Genomic DNA, 19,702 nt, shown 5'->3' with positions numbered 1-19,702 from the left:
ATTGTGGCGGCTTGACGCTCGGAGCGCCGGTGACTACATTACTAACCCGTCAGTCATTAACGTTTTCTCGATGCCGTCCCCGAGTTTTCTTGCCACCAAGCTACGCACGGTGAGCGTCAAGCGCGAACGCCGCAAGGAAGCCCGTCCGGGCGAGTTGCTGGACGCCGCGCTCGACTTGTTCGTCGAAAAAGGCTTTGCCGCCACGCGCTCCGAAGAAGTGGCGGCGCGTGCCGGCGTTTCCAAGGGCACGCTGTTCCTCTACTTCCCGACCAAGGAAGAGCTCTTCAAGGCCGTGGTAAGGGAGAACCTCTCCGGCCATTTCACGGGCTGGAACAAGGAGTTCGAGGCCTTCGAGGGCAGCACGCCCGACATGCTGCGCCACGTCATGCGCCTCTGGTGGCAACGCATCGGGGCGACCCGGCTCTCGGGCATCACCAAGCTCATGATGAGCGAGGGCAGCAATTTCCCCGAGCTGGCGGCGTTCTACCAGGCCGAAGTGGTGATGCCCGGCCACGATCTGCTTCGCCGCATGTTCCGGCGTGGCGTGGAGCGCGGCGAATTCAGGCCGCTCGACATCGACATGGCGATCTACACCATCGTCGCCCCCATGATTTTTCTCATGCTGTCCAAACACTCAAGCAACATCTGCATGGCGCCGAGCATCGCTCTCGACCCCGAACAATACATCGCGATGCAAGCCGAAACCCTCTTGAGCGGCCTGTGCGCGCCGGCCGGGAGCGCCTCGTGAAAAAAAGCTGGCTCCGTTGGCTGCTTGCCGCACTGGTGTTGTTTCTGATTGCCGGCGGCGTGCTGCGCGCACTGTCTGCGCGCAAGGCGCAGCAGGCGGCCATCGCCTCCGCGGCCCAACCCGCCGAAACAGAAGTGGTGCTGACGCCTTCGGAGGTCGTGCGCGCCGCGCCGCGCGAACTGATTCAGACGCTGCCGGTCTCGGGCACGCTGCGCGCGGTCGATTCCGCCGTGGTGAAGGCGCGTGTCGCCGGTGAACTGATGGGCCTTACGCTGCGCGAAGGCGACACCGTCACGGCCGGACAGGTCGTCGCGCGCATCGACCCTGTCGAATACAACTTCCGCGTGCAGCAGGCGCAGGAGCAGGCCGATTCGGCCCGCGCGCAAACCGAGATGGCGCAACGCACGCTCGACAACAACAAGGCGCTCGTCGACCAGGGTTTCATCTCCCGCAACGCGCTCGACACCTCGCAGTCGACCCTCAATGCCGCGCAATCCACGCATCGTGCCGCCCTCGCCGCCGTGGACGTGGCGCGCAAGTCGCTGAACGACACCGTGCTCAAGAGCCCGATCTCCGGTCAGGTCGCGGCGCGCCTTGCGCAACCTGGCGAGCGCGTCGCCATCGACGGCCGCGTGCTCGAAGTGGTCGACCTGAGCCGCATCGAGGTCGAGGCCACGCTGTCGGCGGCCGATTCGGTGTCGGTGCGCGTCGGCCAGCGCGCCTCGCTGCAGATCGAAGGCAGCACCGCCGGCATGGCCAGCACGGCGTCGGCCGAACGCAATGTCGGCGCGAGCGTGGTCCGCGTGAACCCGAGCGCGCAGGCCGGCAGCCGCAGCGTGCTGGTCTACCTGCGACTCGACAGCAACACCGGATTCCGCCAGGGGCTGTTTGCACAAGGCACGATCGACGTGGGCCGCAACACCACACTGGCGCTGCCGCTCACCGCCGTGCGCATCGACAAGCCTGCGCCCTATGTGCAAACCGTGGTCGACGGCCGTATCGCCTACCGCCAGGTGCAAACCGGACCGCGCGGCCGGTTCGAGGGACAGACGCTGGTGGCGGTCACCGGGGTCGAAGACGGCGCGCTGGTGGTCGCCGGAACCGTCGGCCCGCTGCGGGAAGGCACGCGCGTGAAGCTGGCCGAAGCCGCCAAGCCGCCCGCCGCGACACCCGCCGCGAGTGGTGCGACCGCTGCAACCGCTGCGTCCGCTGCATCCACGGCCCCTGCCGCACCGGGCGCCGCGCGCTCGGCGCCCTGATCGGCAGGCCCGGCCATGTGGTTCACTCGCGTCAGCCTGCGCAATCCCGTCTTCGCCACCATGCTGATGCTGGCACTGGTGGTGCTCGGCATCTTCTCGTACCAGCGGCTGCAGATCGACCAGTTCCCCAACATCGACTTCCCGGTGGTGGTGGTCATCACCGATTACCCCGGTGCCTCGCCCGAGATCGTCGAGAGCGAAGTCACCAAGAAGCTCGAGGAAGGCGTCAACTCGATTGCCGGCATCAACAACCTCACTTCGCGCAGCTACGAGGGCCAGTCGGTCGTCATCATCGAGTTCCAGCTGTATGTCGACGGGCGCAAGGCGGCCGACGACGTGCGCGAGAAGGTCGCCAGCGTTCGCCCGCTGTTCCGCGATGAAGTGAAGGATCCGCGCGTGCTGCGATTCGACCCGGCTTCGCGCCCGGTCTGGTCGGTGGCCGTGCTGCCGGACGCCTCCGCGCAGCGCCAGCCGAGCGCCATCGAGCTGACCAACTGGGCCGACCAGGTGCTGAAGAAGCGTCTTGAAAACGTGCGCGGCGTCGGCTCGGTCACGCTGGTGGGCGGCACCAAGCGCGAGATCAACCTCTATCTGAATCCGGGCGCGATGGAATCGCTCGGCGTGAGCGCCGACCAGGTGGTGAATGCCGTGCGCAACGAGAACCAGGCGCTGCCGGTGGGCGCGGTTCGTTCGCCGGAGCAAGACCGCGTAGTGCAGATCGACGCGCGCATGGAGCGGCCGGAGGACTTCGGCAAGATCATCGTGGCCCGCAAGACCGGCGCGCCGATTCGCGTCGACCAGGTGGCGCGTGTTTCCGATGGCGCGCAGGAACTCGACACCCTCGCCCTCTACAACGGCCAGCGCACGCTGCTGCTGTCGATACAGAAAGCGCAGGACGAAAACACCATCGGAGTGGTCGACGGCCTCGTCAAGGCCATTGCCGACATCAAGTCGCAACTGCCGCCGGGCGTGAAGCTGGAGCCCATCGCCGACGCGTCGCGCTCCATTCGCGTGGCAGTGCAGAACGTGCGCCAGACGCTGATCGAAGGCGCATTGCTCACGGTTCTGATCGTGTTCCTGTTCCTGAACTCGTGGCGCTCGACGGTCATCACCGGCCTGACGTTGCCGATCGCCTTGATCGGCACCTTCTGGTTCATGCAGATGTTCGGCTTCACCATCAACATGATCACGCTGATGGCGCTGTCGCTGTGCGTGGGCTTGCTGATCGACGACGCGATCGTGGTGCGCGAGAACATCGTGCGCCACGTGCAGATGGGCAAGGCGCCGTACAAGGCCGCGCTCGACGGCACGCAGGAGATCGGCCTGGCGGTGCTGGCCACCACGCTGTCGATCGTCGCAGTGTTCATGCCGATCGGCTTCATGGGCGGAATCATCGGCAAGTTCTTCCACGAGTTCGGCATCACCATCGTGGCGGCCGTGCTCATCTCGATGTTCGTGAGCTTCACGCTCGACCCGATGCTCTCCAGCCTCTGGCATGACCCGGCCATCGACAAGCACGGCAAGCGCGGGCCGCGCGTCACGATCTACGACAAGACCATCGGCCGCGTCACCGGCTGGTTCGACGACGCGACCGAGAAGATGGCCGAGGGCTACCAGGCCATCCTGCGCTGGTCCCTCCAGCACAAGCTCGCGACGGTGCTGGCAGCGTTCGGCATCTTCGTCGGCAGCATCTTCATGGTGCCGTTGCTGGGGACCGAGTTCGTGCCCAAGGCCGACTTCTCCGAGACCGCGATCAACTTCTACACACCCGTCGGCTCGTCGCTCGAAGTGACGGAAGCCAAGGCGAAACAGGTCGAAGGCATCCTGCGCGACATGCCGGAGGTGCGCTACACGCTCAGCACCATCAACACCGGCGATGCGCAGGGCAAGATCTACGCAAGCATCTACGTGCGACTGGTCGATCGCAAGGCGCGCAGCCGCAGTGTCGACCAGATGTCGGCCGTGCTGCGAGAGAAGCTGCGCGCGGTGCCCGGCATCACCGTCACGCACGTCGGCCTGCGCGATTCGGTCGGCGGCAACAAGGCCATCGAGTTCTCGCTGCAAGGGCCTGATTTGCAGGAACTGGAGCGCCTCTCCAAGCTCGTCACCGAACGCATCCGCACCATTCCCGGACTGGTCGACCTCGACTCCAGCCTGAAGCCGAACAAGCCCACGGTGAGCGTGGTGGTCAAGCGCGATGCGGCGTCGGACCTGGGCCTTGGCGTGGCGCCGATCGCCGCCGCCTTGCGCACGCTGGTGGCCGGCACCACGGTCGGCAACTGGCGCGCACCGGACGACCAGACCTACGACGTCAACGTGCGCCTCGCCCCCGAAGTGCGCAATGCGCCCGGCGACCTCGCCCGCCTGCCATTCGTAAGCACGGCCATGGGCGCCAACGCCGACGGCAGCAGCCGCATCGTGCGCCTGCAGCAGGTGGCCGACGTGCGCGAATCGACCGGGCCCAACCAGATCAACCGCCGCGCCCTCGCCCGCGAGGTCGCGATCAACGCCAACAACGACCTGCGCTCGGCCGGCGAAGTCTCGGCCGACATCCGCACCGCGCTCGACGGCATCGCGTTCCCGCCCGGCTACGGCTACCAGTTCAGCGGCTCGACGAAGAACATGCAGGAGTCGTTCGGCTATGCGGTCTCCGCGCTGGCGCTCGCGATCATCTTCATCTACATGATCCTGGCCAGCCAGTTCAAGAGCTTCCTGCAGCCGATGGCGCTGATGACCGCGCTGCCGCTCACGCTCATCGGCGTGGTACTGGCGCTGCTGATGTTCCATTCGACGCTGTCGATGTTCTCCATCATCGGCATCGTGATGCTCATGGGCCTTGTCACCAAGAACGCGATCCTGCTGGTCGACTTCGCGATCCGCGCGCGTGCGCCGCATCTGGCCGACGACGGCACGACCGTGCCCGGACTGCCCCGCGCCGAAGCCCTGCTGCTCGCGGCCCGCGTGCGGCTGCGGCCCATCCTGATGACCACGCTTGCCATGATCTTCGGCATGGTGCCGCTCGCATTTGCACTCAGCGAAGGCGCCGAGCAGCGCGCGCCGATGGGCCAGGCGGTGATCGGCGGCGTGATCACCTCGTCGCTGCTGACGCTGGTCGTCGTGCCGGTCGTGTACTGCTACATGGACGACCTCGCCAACTGGGCGCGGCGCAAATGGCAGGGTACGCCGGCCACCCCGGTGGACGCCACACCTAAAATTCAAGGCTTGTCCTGACCCGACCGAGAAAGACCATGAACCCCAACGCCAATCCCACGCTTGCACACCTGCGCTTCAACATGATCGAGCAGCAAATCCGCCCCTGGGATGTGCACGACCCGGCTGTCCTCGAATTGCTCAACGAGATCCATCGCGAAGACTACACGCCCGCAGCGCACCGCACGCTGGCGTTCTTCGACATGGAACTGCCGCTTGGCGACGGCAGCGTGCCCGGCGAAATCATGCTGGCGCCCAAGATCGAGGCCCGCACGCTCAACGACCTGCAAGTGAAGAAAAACGAAACCGTGCTCGAGATCGGCACGGGCTCCGGCTTCATGGCTGCCCTGCTCGCGAACTGCGCGGCCAGCGTGCTGACGCTCGAGATCAATCCCGCGATCGCCGCCAGTGCCGCCGAGACGCTGCGCCGCAATGGCGTGCGCAATGTCGAAGTGCGCGTGGCCGACGGCGCCAAGCCGCTGCCCAGTGGCCCCAGCTTCGACGTGATCGTGCTGAGCGGTTCGGTCGCGAAGATTCCGCAGAACCTGCTGGGCTCGCTGAAGATCGGCGGCCGCCTGGCCGCGATCGTCGGCGACGAACCCATGATGCGCATGCACATCGTCACGCGCCTCAGCGAAGGCCAGTGGAGCACCGCCCAGCCCTGGGACACGGTGGCGCCGCGCCTGCTGAACTTCCCCGAGCCCTCGCGCTTCGCGTTCTGAGCGCGGCCGAAAGCATTCCATGATCGATCAAGTCACCCCGACCCAGCTCGCCGCGTGGTTCGCCGCCGACCCGGCCGCGGCGCCGGTGCTGCTGGACGTGCGCGAGCCCTGGGAATGGGAGACGGCCAGCGTCATGCCGGCCGGCTTCAAGCTCGTGACCATTCCCATGAACGAGATACCCGGCCGCCTGGCCGAACTCGATCCGAGCCAGCGCGTGGCCTGCCTCTGCCATCACGGCGCGCGCAGCCAGCGCGTGGCCATGTTCCTGGCGCAGAACGGCTTCGATGCGCTGGCCAACGTGTCGGGCGGCATCAATGCGTGGTCGATCCAGCACGACCCCGCTGTCCCCCGCTACTGACGCCTCGCCCGCGCAGATTATTTCCAGGACCTTCAATGCCCCTCTGGCCCCGGCTGCTTCCACTTCCTGCCTCATTGCTCCTGGCGCTTTCCCTCCCGGCTCATGGCCAGAGCCTGATCGAACTCTTCGACGCAGCGCGCGGATACGACGCAACCTACCAGGCGGCACGCGCACAGTACGACGCCAGCATCGCGCGCGCCGCGCAAGCCAAGGCGGGCATCCTGCCGGCGGTGGGGTTGTCGGGCAGCGCCGTGCATACCGTCGGCACCGTCGACACGCCGCAGGCCGACGTCTCGCGCAAGATCAACACCGAGGCAGGCGGCATCAACGCCGTGCAGCCGATCTACCGCCCCGCCAACTGGGCCACCTACGAGCAAGGCAAGCGCCAGGCCGAGATCGCGCAGGCCACGTTGACCGCGGCCGAGCAAGACCTCATCGTGCGCGTGAGCCAGGGTTACTTCGACGTGCTCGCCAGCCAGGACACGCTGGCGCTGGTGCGCGCGCAGAAAGTGGCCACGGCCGAGCAACTGGCATCGGCCAAGCGCAACTTCGAGGTCGGCACCGCGACCATCACCGACACGCGCGAGGCGCAAGCCCGCTATGACCTGGTCATCGCGCAAGAGATTGCCGCCGAGAACGACCTGCAGGTCAAGATGCTCGCGCTCGACCAGCTGGTCGGCCGCATCGGCACGACGCCGACGCCGCTGGCCGCGCCGGTCACGCTGCCGGCATTGCAGCCGGCGGACATCAACGCCTGGGTGGCGGAGGCCGACGCCGTGCATCCGTTGATCATCCAGGCCAAGCTCGGCGTCGACGTGGCCGGGCTCGAAGTGAAGAAGGCCGAGGCCGGCCACAAGCCCACGCTCGACCTGCAGGCCGGCTACAACGTCACCAACAACCCGCAGGGCACGACCACCGTGCTCGGCAAGTCGCGCATCAACGCCGGCACCGTCGGCGTCGTGTTCAACCTGCCGCTGTTCGCAGGCTTCGCCACCGAGAACCGCATCAAGGAAACGCTGGCACTCGAAGACCAGTCGCGCTCCATCCTCGACAACGCGCGGCGCAGCGTCAACCAGGCCACGCGCGCGGCCTACCTGGGCCTGGTGTCGGGCGCGGGCCAGGTCAAGGCATTGGAGGCGGCGGAGGCCTCCAGCCAGAGCGCGCTCGATGCCAACCGGCTGGGCTACCAGGTCGGCGTGCGGATCAACATCGACGTTCTCAATTCGCAGAGCCAGCTCTACCAGACCAAGCGCGACCTGGCACTGGCACGCTACAACGTGCTGCTGGGCAACCTGAAGCTGCGCCAGGCCAACGGCACGCTGACGCCCAACGACCTGCAGCCGATCAACGCCACGCTCGCGCAGGCCGGCAGCGCCGCGGCAGGCGCTTCGCCCAACGTGCCTTCCGCCGCAACCATCAGCCCGGTGCCCGTGCCGTCGAACACGATACCCGGCGCGACACCACTGCCGCAGCAGCCGATCACCATGCCGCCGCCGGTGGTCAATCCGCCGGTGAAATAAAACACCCCCGAAGCGCCTTCGGCGCCTCCCCCTCAAGGGTCCTCAAGGGGGCGCACCCGGCGGCCCGGCAAAGCCGGTTCCGCAGGTGCTCACGAACAGACTTCGCCGTGCTCGTCCTGGCTCAAGGGGGCGCACCCGGCGGTCCGGCAAAGCCGGTTCCGCGGGTGCCCCACGAACAGACTTCGCCGTGCTCGTCCTGGCTTCATGCGTCGCGGGTCGCGCGATCGCGCGATCGCGCGATAGCGTGGTGAGAAACTGATTTGTGTCGAGCGTCGAGTCATCAGGAAGGCATCACGCAGCGCCCGCCGGTGCGCGTTCGCGCAGCACCAGCGTCTGGACCGCGATGCCAATGGCGCCGCTCTCGTCAAACAGGCGCGAGGTGGCGATGCCTGTGCCGCCGCCGTCCACCTGGGTTTCGGAAAGAAGCCCGATCCATTCCCCGACCGGCTCACGATAGAGGTGCAGGCTGAGGTCGGCATTGGAAAACAGGTAGCGGTTGACCGGGAGCACCCAGCTCAGTCCATTGCCGAAGTCCGCCGCCGCTGCGGCACGCATGGCCGGCGACGTCGGCGCGCCTTGCACCAGCGGCACGGCCAGGCGAAACCAGGCGCCTGACGGGCCAGGCCTTGACGGATCGCCTTGCGCGACGCGCGTCTCCATGGCAGTGCGATGAAAAGACGTTCCGTCGGGCAGCCCCGGAATTCGCACCTTGTCGCTGCATTCCGCGGGCAGGCGGTCCAGGCGCACAGGCGACCAACCCCCAGGGAGGTCCCTCGGCAACGTCAATGGGTCCCCGCGCACCAGCAACGCATGGCCGCGCGCAACCAGCACATCGCCCGCGAGCATGTCGATCGTGACGCGCGCCGTCGACCGACCCGGCTGTAAATTGCAGTGCGTACGCAGCGGCGCCACGGGCACCGGCTTGACCAGTTCCACGCTCATGCGCGCCACGCGCCAACCCGGAGCGGGCGCCGCGCCTTCGGCAACATGGGCCAGCAGCGCGCTCGGCGCGCCGCCGTGCTGGGCTCGCGGGTCCCACGGGCCGCGCGAGAGTTCAGTCGGCAGCCATGTGCCTGCCTCGCGTTCGTAGACTGCCGAGGGGCCGGATGATGAAGCGGTTGGGATCATGGTTCGCTGGATTCGGCCTTCGCTTGGACGGCCACTGAAAGGATGAAAAAATTCTAGGCTGCTGCCGCTATCCCGGTGTTCACGTTCGCGACGCATGAAACCAACCGCCCCGCGCCCCCCTGCCCCGCCGAAGCGGAGAAGGCCGCTCCAGGCGCGCTCGAAGCAAACTTCGCGCGCGCTGCAGGAAGCCTTTGTTCAGCTTCTGGTCGAGCGTGAATACGCGCAACTGACGATCCGTGAGATCGTGATGGTGGCCGGCACCGGCCTCGGCAGCTTCTACCAATACTTCGCCAGCAAGGACGAACTGGCGCGCACCTGCATTCACCTGAGGAGCAAGGCGCTGCTGCAGTCGATGCGCGAAGCGGTGAATCGCCTTACCGGGCGGCCGCTGCCTGAAGTTGTCGACGCCGTGCTCGAATCTCAGCTCGCCGCCGTGCGCGAGCGCCCGCAGGAATGGGGCGTGCACTTTCTGCTGGAACGGCATCTTTCCGGCCCCGAGGCCTACCGGAAGATGTACGGGCAATTCATCGATGAATGGGTTCACGTGTTCGACGCGAGCACCGGACTGCCGCCGGATTTTCCGAAGCAGGAGGCCGCGCTGGTGAGCCAGGCCATCCTGTACGAGTTGTTCGCCACCACCCACATCCGCGCGACCCGCAAGCCCGACCTTGGCGTACTCGAACAGCAGGCGCGCGACGCATTGCATGCCTATCTGGAACGCATCGCGTCGCGTTGCGGCGCGGGCAAAACCTGAACAAGCGCGGAAGAAAGCGGTCTGAAAACCCGTGGCGTGCGCGCAGGCTTTCCCTCGTCACGCCTTGGGAATCGTCCTCGAAGCGCCATTGCGCGCGAAGGCCCGAACCTGAACATCCCCGCGCACCATTTTCCCTAGACTTGTCGCAACTCAATCACAAGGCAAAGGCGGCAAATGTCCTGGCAAACACACGAGGTCAGCAACCAGTTCGATGAACTGCAAGACTACAACCTGTTCATGACCGATGCGCCGCTGCAGGAAGCGTTGGAACGCGCTGGCGCCGACTGGGCCACGCCGCAAATGACATCGTTCGGCGAGACGCTGGGACAGGCCGAGACTTGGCAGCTCGGTGCCGACGCGAACAAATACAAGCCCGAATTCGACGCCTACGACGCGCGCGGCCGCCGCATCGACAGCGTCGGATTCCACCCGAGCTGGCACCGGCTCATGGCCCTCTATCGCGGCGAGGGCCTGATCTCGCTGCCGTTCCGCGACGAGACGCAGCGCGGCCGCTGGGCCACATGGGCCGCAGGCTTCTACCTGAATGGCCAGGTCGAAGCCGGCGTGCTGTGCCCGGCCACGATGACGCAGGCCGCGATCCCGGTCATCCGGAAAGAGCCTGCCCTTTGGGAGAAGTACGGCGCCAGGCTGATGAGCAACGAATACGACCCACGCGACGTGCCGATGGAACAGAAGAAGTCGATCTGGATCGGCATGGGCATGACCGAAAAGCAAGGCGGCTCCGACGTACGCGCCAACACCACCACGGCCACCCCGGTCGGCGCCGGCGGGCGCGGTGGCGAGTACCTGATCCGCGGCCACAAGTGGTTCTTCTCGGCGCCGATGAGCGACGCCCATCTCGTGGTGGCACGCACGGCCGAAGGCGGCCACTCCTGCTTCTTCGTGCCCCGCTGGCGGCCAGACGGCAGCAAGAACCCGGTGCAGATCCAGCGGCTGAAGGACAAGGTCGGCAACCGCAGCAATTCCAGCAGCGAAGTCGAGTTCCAGGACGCGCTCGGCATCCTGATGGGCGAAGAAGGCCGCGGCATTCCGACCATCATCGAGATGGCCACCTTCACGCGCCTGAACTGCGTCGTAGGCAGCGCCGCATTCCTGCGCCAGGCCGTCGTCCAGGGCGTGGCCTATGCGCGCAAGCGCAAGGTTTTCGGCCGCCTGCTGGCCGAGCAGCCGCTGATGCGCGCCGTGCTGGCCGACCTGGCGCTTGAAAGCGAAGCCGCGCTCGCGATGTCGATGCGCCTGGCAGAAGCCTTCGAGCATGGCGAAGAACCAGCGCAGCGCTTCTGGAAACGTGTGATGACACCGGCGGCCAAGTTCTGGGTCTGCAAGCGCGCGGTCGAAGTGTCGGGCGAAGCCATGGAAATCTTTGGCGGCAACGGCTACGTGGAGAACGGCCCGATGGCCCGCATGTTCCGCGAGGCACCGGTCAATTCGATCTGGGAAGGCTCCGGCAACGTGATGTGCCTTGACGTGATGCGCGGCATCGGCCGCGAACCGGAAGGAGCGCACGCCTTGCTGCGGGAGTTGGCCGGCGACGCGAACGGCGACGTCCGCATCACCGGAGAGCTGAAAGCCCTCGGCGAGATGCTGCAGCAACCGCCCGAGCAGCTCGAAGCGCTCGGGCGCCAGTTCACGCAACGGCTGGTGCTGGTGGCACAGGCAACGCTGCTGCGCACGACCGCGCCGGCCTTCGTGGCAGAAGGCTTCATCACGACGCGACTGGACCCGCAATGGGGCCGCGTCGTCGGCGCGGTCGATACGCGCAAGCTCGACGTTGCCGCGCTGCTGGAGCGCGCATTTCCAGCGGCTGTCGGATCACAAGCCTGAAAGGACGAAATATTCACGCCGCCGGACTTGCCTGAAGCCTCGGGGCTCAGTCTTGAAGCCCCGGCTCCGTCGGCTCCGCAATCGCCAGCAGGGCCTCGGCCGTGCGCTGTGCCGCGCCGCGATTGGAGGATGAGAACGCCAGCGCGGCCTGCACCATCGCGTCGTGGCGCGCCGGGTCGGCCACCAGCAGCAGCGCAGCTTTTACAGCCTGCGCCATGTCATTGACGCGCAGCGATGCACCGGCGACGAGCGACAGATCCGCCGCCTCGGCAAAGTTGAAGGTCGATGTGCCCATGACGACCGGGCAGCCACAGGCAGCGGCTTCGATCAGGTTCTGCCCTCCCAGTGGCTCGAAGCTGCCGCCAAGCAGCGCCACATGTGCCAGTCCGTAGTACAGCGCCATCTCGCCGAGCGAATCACCGAGCCAGATTTCGGCGTCGCCCTGGTCCTCGCCGGCCGCGCTGCGGCGCGCGACGGCAAAGCCGTTGGCTTCCACCAGCGCCGCCACTTCGTCGAAGCGCTGCGGATGCCGCGGCACGATCATCCATTGCACGTCATGCACGCGTTTGGCAATCGACTTGATCGCCGCTTGAGGGGGCGGCACCGGCGCCGTCGCGCCGAAGCGCTTGAGGACTTCCAGCAATTGCTGCTCCTCGCCGTCACGCGAACTCGCGAACACGATGACTGGCTTGGGAAGCTTGGCCCGCAGGTTGGCGGCCGCAGCCAGTTGGCGCGTGTCCGGCGCGGCATCGAATTTCATGTTGCCGAAGATGCCCGTCACCTTGGCGCCCAGCGACACGAGTCGATGCGAGTCGGCCTCGGTCTGTGCCCACACCGCCGTCAGCGACGAATAGGCAGGCCGCGCCAGCCATCCGAAACGCTCGGCCGACGCCAGCGACTTGGCGTTGAGCCGCGCGTTGGCCAGCACCAGCGGAATGCGGCGCTCGGCGCAGGCGGCCGTCATCTCGGGCCAGACTTCGGTTTCCATCAGCACACCGATGCGCGGGGAGAAACGGTCGAGAAAGCGCGCAACGGCCGCAGGCGTATCCCAGGGCTGCCACACCTGGACGTCGCCCGGGCGCAATTGCTTGGCGCTCTCTTCACGGCCCGTCGCGGTGCCGTTCGTCAGGAGCAGCCGGATGCCGGGCGCCTGGCGTCGCAGTTCCTCGATAAGGATGGCTGCGGCACGCGCCTCGCCCAGCGAGACCGCGTGGATCCAGCACCAGTCGGTGCCGCCGGGCGTCGTCGGGTAGTGGCCGAAGCGTTCTTCCACCGCAACGGCGTAGCCAGGCTCGGCCACCGCACGGCGGCGCAGCTTGCGGCGCAGCAAGGGCTGCATCAATCGGGTAGCAATGCCGTACAGGCGCAGGGACAACGAACGCACGTGATTCCGGTTCTTCTTCGTCTTGATCAATGGGCGGCTTCGGCCAGCCTGGCGTCGGGCTTCACTGTCCTCAGCAAAGTCAGCATCGTCTCCTGAATGCGATGCAGCGCAGCATCGGTCTGCCCTTCGAAGCGCATCACCAGCACGGGCGTGGTGTTCGATGCGCGGATCAGGCCGAAGCCATCGGGCCAGTCGACGCGCAGGCCGTCGATGGTCGAGACCTTGGCAGGCGCATCGAAGCGCGCAGTGCTCACCAGCGTTTCGACCAGGCCGTGCGGCTCGCCTTCGGCACAGGCCACGTTGAGTTCAGGCGTCGAGAAGCTGGTCGGCAGCCCGTTGAGCACGGCGTTGGCGTCGGGGCTCTTGCTGAGGATCTCGAGCAGGCGGCAACCGGCATAGGTGCCGTCGTCGAAGCCGAACCAGCGCTCCTTGAAAAAGATGTGGCCGCTCATCTCGCCACCGAGCGGCGAGTCGAGTTCCTTCATCTTCGCCTTGATGAGCGAATGGCCGGTCTTGTAGATCATGGCCACGCCGCCGGCCGCTTCGATCGCCGGGCCGAGGCGCTGCGAGCACTTCACGTCGTAGATGATGGTGCCGCCCGGCACGCGCGACAGCACGTCCTGCGCGAACAGTTGCATCTGGCGGTCGGGAAAGATGTTCTGGCCGTCCTTGGTGACGATGCCGAGCCGGTCGCCGTCGCCGTCGAAGGCCAGGCCGAGTTCGGCGTCGCCGTTCTTCAACGCGGCCATCAGGTCCTTGAGGTTCTCCAGCTTGCTCGGGTCGGGATGGTGGTTGGGGAAGTTGCCGTCGACTTCGCTGAAGAGTTCGGTGACTTCGCAACCGAGCGCACGAAAGATTGCCGGCGCCGATGCGCCCGCAATGCCGTTGCCCGAGTCGACCACGATCTTCATCGGCCGCGCGAGCTTGATGTCGCCGACGATGCGCTGCACATACGCCGGCAGCACATCGACTTCGCGCACGCTGCCGCCGGGTGCCAGCGTCGCGTTACCGGCTTCCATGGTGCGGCGCAGCTCCTGGATCTCGTCGCCATAGATCGCGCGGCCGGCCAGGATCATCTTGAAGCCGTTGTAGTCCTTCGGGTTGTGGCTGCCGGTCACCTGGATACCGCTGCGGCAAAGCGTGTGCGCCGCGTAGTAAAGGATGGGCGTGGTGACGGCGCCCACGTCGATCACTTCGACGCCGGTGGCGATCAGCCCGCGGATGAGCGCGGCGCTCAACGAGGGGCCCGACAGGCGGCCGTCGCGTCCGACAGCCACCGTCTTCTCGCCAGCCGCGCGCGCGGCGCTGCCGAAGGCGCGTCCAAGCGCCTCCGCCACTTCGACGTCGAGCGTGCCGGGCACCACGCCGCGGATGTCATAGGCCTTGAATATCGAAGCGCTGAGTTGCATGAAAGAGTCCCCGCTGGTCTGAAAAAAGCGAACGGCATTGTAGGCCGTAGGTTGGTGGGGATGATGTCCGAAAACGGCCAGTCCCAGAATGGCAGGCTCGTATCATTCCCCCATGCCAAACCTGTCCGACCCCGCCCTGGAGAGCGACGCCTGCTACCTTGCGATGAAGACGCACGATGCGCGCTTCGACGGGACGTTTTTCACCGCGGTGACATCGACCGGCATCTATTGCCGGCCGGTGTGCCGCGTGAAATTGCCGCGCCGCGAGAACTGCCTTTTTTTCCGGCACGCGGCGCAGTGCGAGGCGGAAGGCTTCAGGCCGTGCCTGCGCTGCCGGCCCGAGCTGGCGCCGCGCGCCGCAAGCTGGTCGACCGAAGACGCCTCGCGCATCCTCGCGCAACAAGCCGCGCGGCTGATCGACGAGCCCGATGCGTGGGCCGAAGACGGACCTGGAGCGGCTCGGATCGCCGCCCGCCTCGGTGTGAGCGACCGGCACTTGCGCCGCATCTTCGAAGCGCAGTTCGGCGTTTCGCCATTGCAGTACCTGCAGACACGCCGGCTGCTCGCGGCCAAGCAACTGATCGCCGACACGAGCCTGCCGATGACACAGGTGGCGTTGGCCAGCGGCTTTGCCAGCGTGCGGCGCTTCAACGCGGCCTTCCTGGCGCACTACAAGCTCAACCCGAGCGCGTTGCGGCGCGCCGGCGGCGGCCGCGAGGGCCGGGCGATCGAAGTGCGGCTCGGTTATCGGCCGCCTTATGACGCCGCCGCCACGTTTGCCTTCTTCGAGCGGCGCGCATTGGGCGGTATCGAGGCCGTAGGCACCGGCGTGCTCGCACGCACGCTGCGCATCGCGCAGGGCGCACGCACCCATGCGGGCTGGCTGCAGCTGCGTTTCGATGCCGAACGCGAGCAGGTGCTGCTCTCGGTCAGCGACTCGCTCGCGGCGGTGCTGCCGGTCGTCATCAGCCGTGTTCGAGGCATGCTCGATCTCGATGCCGACCCCATTGCCATCAACGCCGCGTTGAACGCGCATTTTCCGCAAGGCGACGGGCTGCGCGTGCCAGGCACGCTCGACGGCTTCGAGCTTGCGGTGCGCGCCGTGCTGGGACAGCAGATCACCGTGGCAGCGGCTCGCACGATGGGCACGCGGCTGGTCGCGGCTTTCGGCGAGCCGATCGAGACACCAGTCAAGGGGCTGAGCCATTTGTTCCCGACACCGTTGGCGATCGCCGCCGCGAGTGGCGATGCGCTGGGCCAGCTTGGCATCGTGAAGCAGCGCCAGGCTGCGTTGCAGGCGTTGGCGCGCGAGACAGCCGCAGGACGGCTCGCGTTGCACGCCGGCGCCGATGTGCCGGCCACGCTGGCCGCGCTGCAGGCCCTTCCCGGCATCGGCGACTGGACAGCTCAATACATCGCCATGCGCGCGCTGCGCTGGCCCGATGCCTTTCCCGCCGGCGACGTGGCGCTGCAGAAGGCGCTCGGCGTCACCGGCGCCAAGGCGGCGCACGAAGCCTCTCTCGGCTGGCGGCCGTGGCGCAGCTATGCGGTGCTGCGCGCATGGCATTCGCCGCCATCGGCCTCGACGAACACTCCCGCTCATGCAACGAGCGCCCTCATCGAACATCAATCATCATGAAATTCAAGAACCCCGCTGCCATCCACAGCACCCACATCGACAGCCCTCTTGGCGGCATCACGCTCGCCGCCACCGACGCCGGACTGGCCGGCTTCTGGTTCGACGGGCAAAAGCACCTGCCCGACATGAGCGCCTGGTACGCCGACGATACGCATCCGGTGTTGCGCGAAGCAACTGCCCAGGTACGCGACTATTTCGCGGGCCGCCGCACGGATTTCGACCTGCCGCTCGACCTGTCGCACGGCACCGAATTCCAGCAAGCCGTATGGAAAGCGCTCTGCGCCATCGAGCCCGGCACGACGACAACCTACGGCGCACTGGGCGCGGGCATCGGAAGGCCCACCGCGGTTCGCGCAGTGGGCGCGGCCGTCGGACGCAATCCGATCAGCGTGATCGTGCCGTGCCACCGCGTGCTCGGCGCCGGCGGTGGCTTGACCGGCTACGCGGGCTCGCTGGAACGCAAGAGCGCGTTGCTCGCACTGGAGGGCGCTCTGTGAGCCAATCCACCGGGAAATCGCGTCGCTGGCTTGTCGACTTGCTGCTGCTCGCCGCGCTGTGGGGCGCTTCGTTCCTGTTCATGCGCATCGGCGCAGCCGAGTTCGGCGCGCTGCCGACGGCCGCGGTGCGCGTCACCATCGCCACGCTGTTCCTGTTGCCCTGCCTCTTCCTCGCACGGCAAGGTCCGGCGCTGGCGCAACACTGGAAGGCGATCCTGCTCATCGGCGTGGCGAACTCCGGCCTGCCGTTTGCGCTGTTCTGCTTTGCCCTGCTGACCTTGAGCAGCGGACTCGCGGCGGTCCTCAATGCCACGGTGCCGATGTTCGGTGCGCTGGTCGCGTGGGCCTGGTTTCGCGACCGGCCCGACAACTCGCGACTGGTCGGCCTCGTCGTCGGCTTTGTCGGCGTGGCCTTGCTGGCGAGCCGCAGCGCCTCGCCGCACGCCGACGCCGCGGGAGACGCCGGCAGCGCACAACTGCTGGGCGTGGTGGCCTGTCTGGGCGCTTGCCTGAGCTACGGCGTCTCCGCCAGCGCCACCAGGCGCTACCTCGCCGGCATTCCGTCGCTGGCCACGGCCACGGGCAGCCAGATCGGCGCGACCTTGTTCCTCGCCCTGCCCGCCATCTGGCTCTGGCCCAAGCACATGCCGAGCCTGCATGCGTGGCTCGCGCTGACAGCCCTCGGCATCCTGTGCACCGGCGTGGCCTATATCCTGTTCTTCCGCCTCATCGCCATGGCGGGGCCGGCCCGCGCGCTGACCGTGACGTTCCTGGTGCCGGTGTTCGCTGTGTTCTACGGCGCGGTGTTCCTCAGCGAGCCGATCACCACGTGGATGCTGATGTGCGCGGCGGTGATCGTCTGCGGCGTGGCGCTGTCGACCGGTGTCGTGAAGCTGCCGTTTCGGCGTGCGGCGGTCAGGCAGGCCTAGATGGAAGCGATCCCGATCTCGTTCCTGGACACGAACTTGAATTGAAGATCAATTCACGAACTCGCGAAGTTCAAGTCCGACGGCCTTCTAGAAAGCCCCGACCACCACGTTGATGCTGAACGCCAGCACCAGCATGTTGAACGCGAACGACAACACGCTGTGGATCAGCGTGATGCGCCGCATGTCCGGCGAGATGATCTGCACATCGGACACCTGCGAGGTCATGCCGATCACGTACGAGTAGTAGACGAAGTCGAAGTAGTCGGGCGGCGCGGTGCCAGGAAAGTCCAGCCCGTGGTCGTCCGGCTTGCGCGCCATTTCCTGCAGGTAGTAGCGGTGCGCGTAGTGGAACGCGTAGATCGTGTGGATCATGAGCCACGACTCGGCCAGCGCCACCAGCGCCAGCACCATGTGGACGGCCCGCTCCAGGCCCGCCAGCAGCTTGACTTGCTGCAGCAGCATCGCAATGGCCGCCACGCTGAAGGCGACGGCGGCCAGCATGATCAAGAGCAGCAGCAGGTTGGGCTGGTCGAGCGACTGGGCACGCTCGCGCGTCTGTTGCGCATCGAAGGTATGCGCCAGCCACCAGGCCAGCCCGAGGTAAACCGCGACGCCGACGACCCATCCAAGGATCCCGCGGGCCATGCCGTTGAGCAGCGGCGACGGCAGCAGCCCCACGGCGATGCCGACCGCTGCGCCGTAGCCCAATCGCTGGACACCCGTGGTGGACGAAAGGTGTTTTTGCATGCGGCCGACTGTAGCGCCCGTCGGCAGGAAAGGGCGTTTTCGCCGGCCGGCGCGTTATCCGCGCGCGCCCTCTCCCGCAAGCCGGCCCAGCATGGCCAGCGCCCGTTCGCTGCGCGCATCCCATGCGTGGCCGTAGTTGAGGCGCAGGTGATGGCCGAAGCCTCGCGTCGCCGAGAAAACCGGCCCCGGTGCGACGCTGATGCCGTGGCCGAGTGCGCGGCGATGAAGCTCCAGCGCATCCACTTGCGCCGGCAACTCGACCCACATGAAATACCCGCCGAGCGGCCGCGTCGCCCGCGTGCCGTCCGGAAAATGATGACCAAGCGCCTGCGCGAATGTCGCTTGCTGCGTCGCCAGCGTCTGCCGCAGCTTGCGCAGGTGCTTGTCGAAGCCGCCTCGCTCCAGGTAGCCGGCCAGCGCGAGTTGCGCCGGCACGGCCGTGCTCAGCGTGGTCGTCAGCTTGCGGCGGGCCACGCTGCGGGCATAGCGCCCCGGCGCAGCCCAACCGATACGGTAGCCCGGCGCCAGGCTCTTCGAGAAGGACGAGCAATGCAGCACCAGCCCCTCGGTATCGAAGGCCTTCGCCGGTGCGGGTTGCTTGTCGCCGAAATACAGCTCGGCGTAGACGTCGTCTTCGATCAACGGCACCCCATGGCGCGTGAGCAGTTCCACGAGCGCCTTCTTTTTTGCGGCGGGCATGAGGCTGCCGAGCGGATTCTGGAATGTCGTCATCAACCAGCAGGCGCTCGGCCTGTGGCGCGCAATGGCCTGCTCCAGCGCGCCCAGTTCGATCCCTTCGCGCGGATGCGTCGGCACTTCGACAGCCCGCAAGCCCATTCGTTCGAGGGCCTGCAGGGCAGCGTAGAAGGTCGGCGATTCGACGACGACCGAATCGCCTGGCCGCGTCACCGCCCCAAGGCACAGGTTGAGCGCCTCCAGTGCGCCGTTGGTGATCACGATGTCGTCGGCCGGCACGTTGACACCGTTGGCCAGGTAGCGCAGCGCGATCTGCCGGCGCAGCGCGGCGCTGCCCGGCGTGAGGTCGTCGACCGTGCTCCACGGGTCCAGCTTCTTCGCACTCGACGCCATGAGCTGTCCCAGTCGCGGCAAGGGAAACAGCAGCGGACTCGGAAATGCGGAGCCGAACGGCACGACCTCGCGCGTCATGCTGGCTTCGAGGATGCTGAAGACATGCTCGCTCACGTCCAGCGCCACTGATTCGCCATCGGGCTGCGACGTCAGTTCCGCCTCCGGCGGCGCGGCGCGGGGTCCGCCTTCCGCCACGTAGTAGCCCGACCGGTCCCTGGCGCGAATCAGGCCGCGGGCCTCCAGCAGGTAATACGCCTGGAACACCGTCGACGCGCTGACCCCTCGGCTTTCGCCCGTGCGCCGCACCGACGGAATGCGGTCGCCGGGCCGGAGCGTGCCGTTGCGAATGGACGCCTCGATATCGGCGGCGAGTGCCTCATAGCGCTTGATGGGCGGTGTCTGGCTCATGGCCGCCCGACTCTATCTGCTATGCACCGATCAGGTCGAACTGCATCTGTTCTTTT

Annotated in this window: 16 protein-coding genes; 11 read left to right on the top strand and 5 right to left on the bottom strand. The window is 66.9% G+C overall.

Annotated features, from left to right (window positions below):
- Positions 1 to 70: 70 nt before the first annotated feature.
- From WKW80_RS26620 to WKW80_RS26595, 6 genes are read left to right on the top strand one after another with little or no spacing between them, the layout of a single operon-like run.
- Complete coding sequence (locus tag WKW80_RS26620) at positions 71 to 748, top strand: TetR/AcrR family transcriptional regulator (protein WP_340366585.1); 678 nt, start codon at positions 71 to 73, stop codon at positions 746 to 748.
- Positions 745 to 2,007 (top strand): efflux RND transporter periplasmic adaptor subunit, encoded by a 1,263-nt coding sequence (locus tag WKW80_RS26615; RefSeq protein WP_340366584.1) that lies wholly within the window; start codon positions 745 to 747, stop codon positions 2,005 to 2,007. The genes WKW80_RS26620 and WKW80_RS26615 overlap by 4 nt, the downstream gene beginning before the upstream one ends.
- A 15-nt stretch (positions 2,008 to 2,022) precedes the next feature.
- Positions 2,023 to 5,238, top strand: a complete 3,216-nt coding sequence (locus tag WKW80_RS26610; RefSeq protein ID WP_340366583.1) for an efflux RND transporter permease subunit — start codon at positions 2,023 to 2,025, stop codon at positions 5,236 to 5,238.
- A 17-nt stretch (positions 5,239 to 5,255) separates the two neighbouring features.
- Positions 5,256 to 5,939: a protein-L-isoaspartate O-methyltransferase family protein gene (locus WKW80_RS26605; RefSeq protein WP_340366582.1), complete on the top strand. Its 684-nt coding sequence runs from the start codon at positions 5,256 to 5,258 to the stop codon at positions 5,937 to 5,939.
- Positions 5,940 to 5,958: 19 nt separating this feature from the next.
- On the top strand, positions 5,959 to 6,297 hold the full coding sequence (locus WKW80_RS26600) for a rhodanese-like domain-containing protein (RefSeq protein ID WP_340366581.1): 339 nt from the start codon (positions 5,959 to 5,961) through the stop codon (positions 6,295 to 6,297).
- Positions 6,298 to 6,332: 35 nt separating this feature from the next.
- A complete protein-coding gene (locus WKW80_RS26595; RefSeq protein WP_340366580.1) occupies positions 6,333 to 7,817 on the top strand; it encodes a TolC family outer membrane protein in 1,485 nt (494 codons plus the stop codon).
- A 291-nt stretch (positions 7,818 to 8,108) separates the two neighbouring features.
- On the opposite strand, the gene WKW80_RS26590 is transcribed toward WKW80_RS26595, so the two are convergent.
- Positions 8,109 to 8,945 carry a thioesterase family protein gene (locus WKW80_RS26590; protein WP_340366579.1) on the bottom strand — a complete coding sequence of 279 codons (837 nt, stop codon included), beginning with the start codon at positions 8,943 to 8,945 and terminating at the stop codon, positions 8,109 to 8,111.
- A 94-nt stretch (positions 8,946 to 9,039) separates the two neighbouring features.
- On the opposite strand from WKW80_RS26590, the gene WKW80_RS26585 reads away from it, so the two are divergent.
- Together WKW80_RS26585 and WKW80_RS26580 are read left to right on the top strand one after the other, a co-directional pair.
- Positions 9,040 to 9,699 (top strand): TetR/AcrR family transcriptional regulator, encoded by a 660-nt coding sequence (locus WKW80_RS26585; RefSeq protein ID WP_340366578.1) that lies wholly within the window; start codon positions 9,040 to 9,042, stop codon positions 9,697 to 9,699.
- Positions 9,700 to 9,873: 174 nt separating this feature from the next.
- The gene (locus WKW80_RS26580) at positions 9,874 to 11,544 is read left to right on the top strand and encodes an isovaleryl-CoA dehydrogenase (RefSeq protein WP_340366577.1); all 1,671 of its coding nucleotides are present in this window, start codon (positions 9,874 to 9,876) and stop codon (positions 11,542 to 11,544) included.
- A 46-nt stretch (positions 11,545 to 11,590) separates the two neighbouring features.
- On the opposite strand, the gene WKW80_RS26575 is transcribed toward WKW80_RS26580, so the two are convergent.
- Together WKW80_RS26575 and WKW80_RS26570 are read right to left on the bottom strand one after the other, a co-directional pair.
- Complete coding sequence (locus WKW80_RS26575) at positions 11,591 to 12,928, bottom strand: 3-deoxy-D-manno-octulosonic acid transferase (RefSeq protein WP_340366576.1); 1,338 nt, start codon at positions 12,926 to 12,928, stop codon at positions 11,591 to 11,593.
- A gap of 26 nt (positions 12,929 to 12,954) precedes the next feature.
- Positions 12,955 to 14,337, bottom strand: coding sequence for a phosphomannomutase/phosphoglucomutase (locus WKW80_RS26570; protein ID WP_340366575.1), 1,383 nt, complete (start codon positions 14,335 to 14,337; stop codon positions 12,955 to 12,957).
- Between the two features lie 112 nt (positions 14,338 to 14,449).
- Here WKW80_RS26570 and WKW80_RS26565 point away from each other — a divergent pair, with 112 nt between their 5' ends.
- The 3 genes from WKW80_RS26565 to WKW80_RS26555 are packed head-to-tail and all read left to right on the top strand — an operon-like array spanning position 14,450 to position 17,402.
- The gene (locus WKW80_RS26565) at positions 14,450 to 15,976 is read left to right on the top strand and encodes a DNA-3-methyladenine glycosylase 2 family protein (protein ID WP_340366574.1); all 1,527 of its coding nucleotides are present in this window, start codon (positions 14,450 to 14,452) and stop codon (positions 15,974 to 15,976) included.
- On the top strand, positions 15,973 to 16,473 hold the full coding sequence (locus WKW80_RS26560) for a methylated-DNA--[protein]-cysteine S-methyltransferase (RefSeq protein ID WP_340366573.1): 501 nt from the start codon (positions 15,973 to 15,975) through the stop codon (positions 16,471 to 16,473). The genes WKW80_RS26565 and WKW80_RS26560 overlap by 4 nt, the downstream gene beginning before the upstream one ends.
- Positions 16,470 to 17,402, top strand: a complete 933-nt coding sequence (locus tag WKW80_RS26555) for a DMT family transporter (RefSeq protein WP_340366572.1) — start codon at positions 16,470 to 16,472, stop codon at positions 17,400 to 17,402. The genes WKW80_RS26560 and WKW80_RS26555 overlap by 4 nt, the downstream gene beginning before the upstream one ends.
- Before the next feature lie 87 nt (positions 17,403 to 17,489).
- Here WKW80_RS26555 and WKW80_RS26550 read toward each other — a convergent pair whose 3' ends face one another.
- Together WKW80_RS26550 and WKW80_RS26545 are read right to left on the bottom strand one after the other, a co-directional pair.
- Entirely contained in the window at positions 17,490 to 18,149 is a 660-nt protein-coding gene (locus WKW80_RS26550) for a DUF1345 domain-containing protein (RefSeq protein ID WP_340366571.1), read from the bottom strand.
- Between the two features lie 54 nt (positions 18,150 to 18,203).
- Positions 18,204 to 19,628 carry an aminotransferase-like domain-containing protein gene (locus tag WKW80_RS26545; protein ID WP_340366628.1) on the bottom strand — a complete coding sequence of 475 codons (1,425 nt, stop codon included), beginning with the start codon at positions 19,626 to 19,628 and terminating at the stop codon, positions 18,204 to 18,206.
- Between the last annotated feature and the right edge of the window lie 74 nt (positions 19,629 to 19,702).

Origin of the sequence: Variovorax humicola, assembly GCF_037889915.1 — a bacterium.
Taxonomy (GTDB): domain Bacteria; phylum Pseudomonadota; class Gammaproteobacteria; order Burkholderiales; family Burkholderiaceae_C; genus Variovorax; species Variovorax humicola.
This window is presented reverse-complemented; position numbering and strand designations above follow the sequence as displayed.

What these genes read in the sequence shown, in the direction of transcription:
- WKW80_RS26620 (WP_340366585.1), top strand. Translation starts at nt 71, where the DNA reads ATGCCGTCCCCGAGTTTTCTTGCCACCAAGCTACGCACGGTGAGCGTC.
- WKW80_RS26610 (WP_340366583.1), top strand. Translation starts at nt 2,023, where the DNA reads ATGTGGTTCACTCGCGTCAGCCTGCGCAATCCCGTCTTCGCCACCATG.
- WKW80_RS26605 (WP_340366582.1), top strand. Translation starts at nt 5,256, where the DNA reads ATGAACCCCAACGCCAATCCCACGCTTGCACACCTGCGCTTCAACATG.
- WKW80_RS26600 (WP_340366581.1), top strand. Translation starts at nt 5,959, where the DNA reads ATGATCGATCAAGTCACCCCGACCCAGCTCGCCGCGTGGTTCGCCGCC.
- WKW80_RS26595 (WP_340366580.1), top strand. Translation starts at nt 6,333, where the DNA reads ATGCCCCTCTGGCCCCGGCTGCTTCCACTTCCTGCCTCATTGCTCCTG.
- WKW80_RS26590 (WP_340366579.1), bottom strand. Translation starts at nt 8,945, where the DNA reads ATGATCCCAACCGCTTCATCATCCGGCCCCTCGGCAGTCTACGAACGC.
- WKW80_RS26585 (WP_340366578.1), top strand. Translation starts at nt 9,040, where the DNA reads ATGAAACCAACCGCCCCGCGCCCCCCTGCCCCGCCGAAGCGGAGAAGG.
- WKW80_RS26580 (WP_340366577.1), top strand. Translation starts at nt 9,874, where the DNA reads ATGTCCTGGCAAACACACGAGGTCAGCAACCAGTTCGATGAACTGCAA.
- WKW80_RS26570 (WP_340366575.1), bottom strand. Translation starts at nt 14,337, where the DNA reads ATGCAACTCAGCGCTTCGATATTCAAGGCCTATGACATCCGCGGCGTG.
- WKW80_RS26565 (WP_340366574.1), top strand. Translation starts at nt 14,450, where the DNA reads ATGCCAAACCTGTCCGACCCCGCCCTGGAGAGCGACGCCTGCTACCTT.
- WKW80_RS26560 (WP_340366573.1), top strand. Translation starts at nt 15,973, where the DNA reads ATGAAATTCAAGAACCCCGCTGCCATCCACAGCACCCACATCGACAGC.
- WKW80_RS26550 (WP_340366571.1), bottom strand. Translation starts at nt 18,149, where the DNA reads ATGCAAAAACACCTTTCGTCCACCACGGGTGTCCAGCGATTGGGCTAC.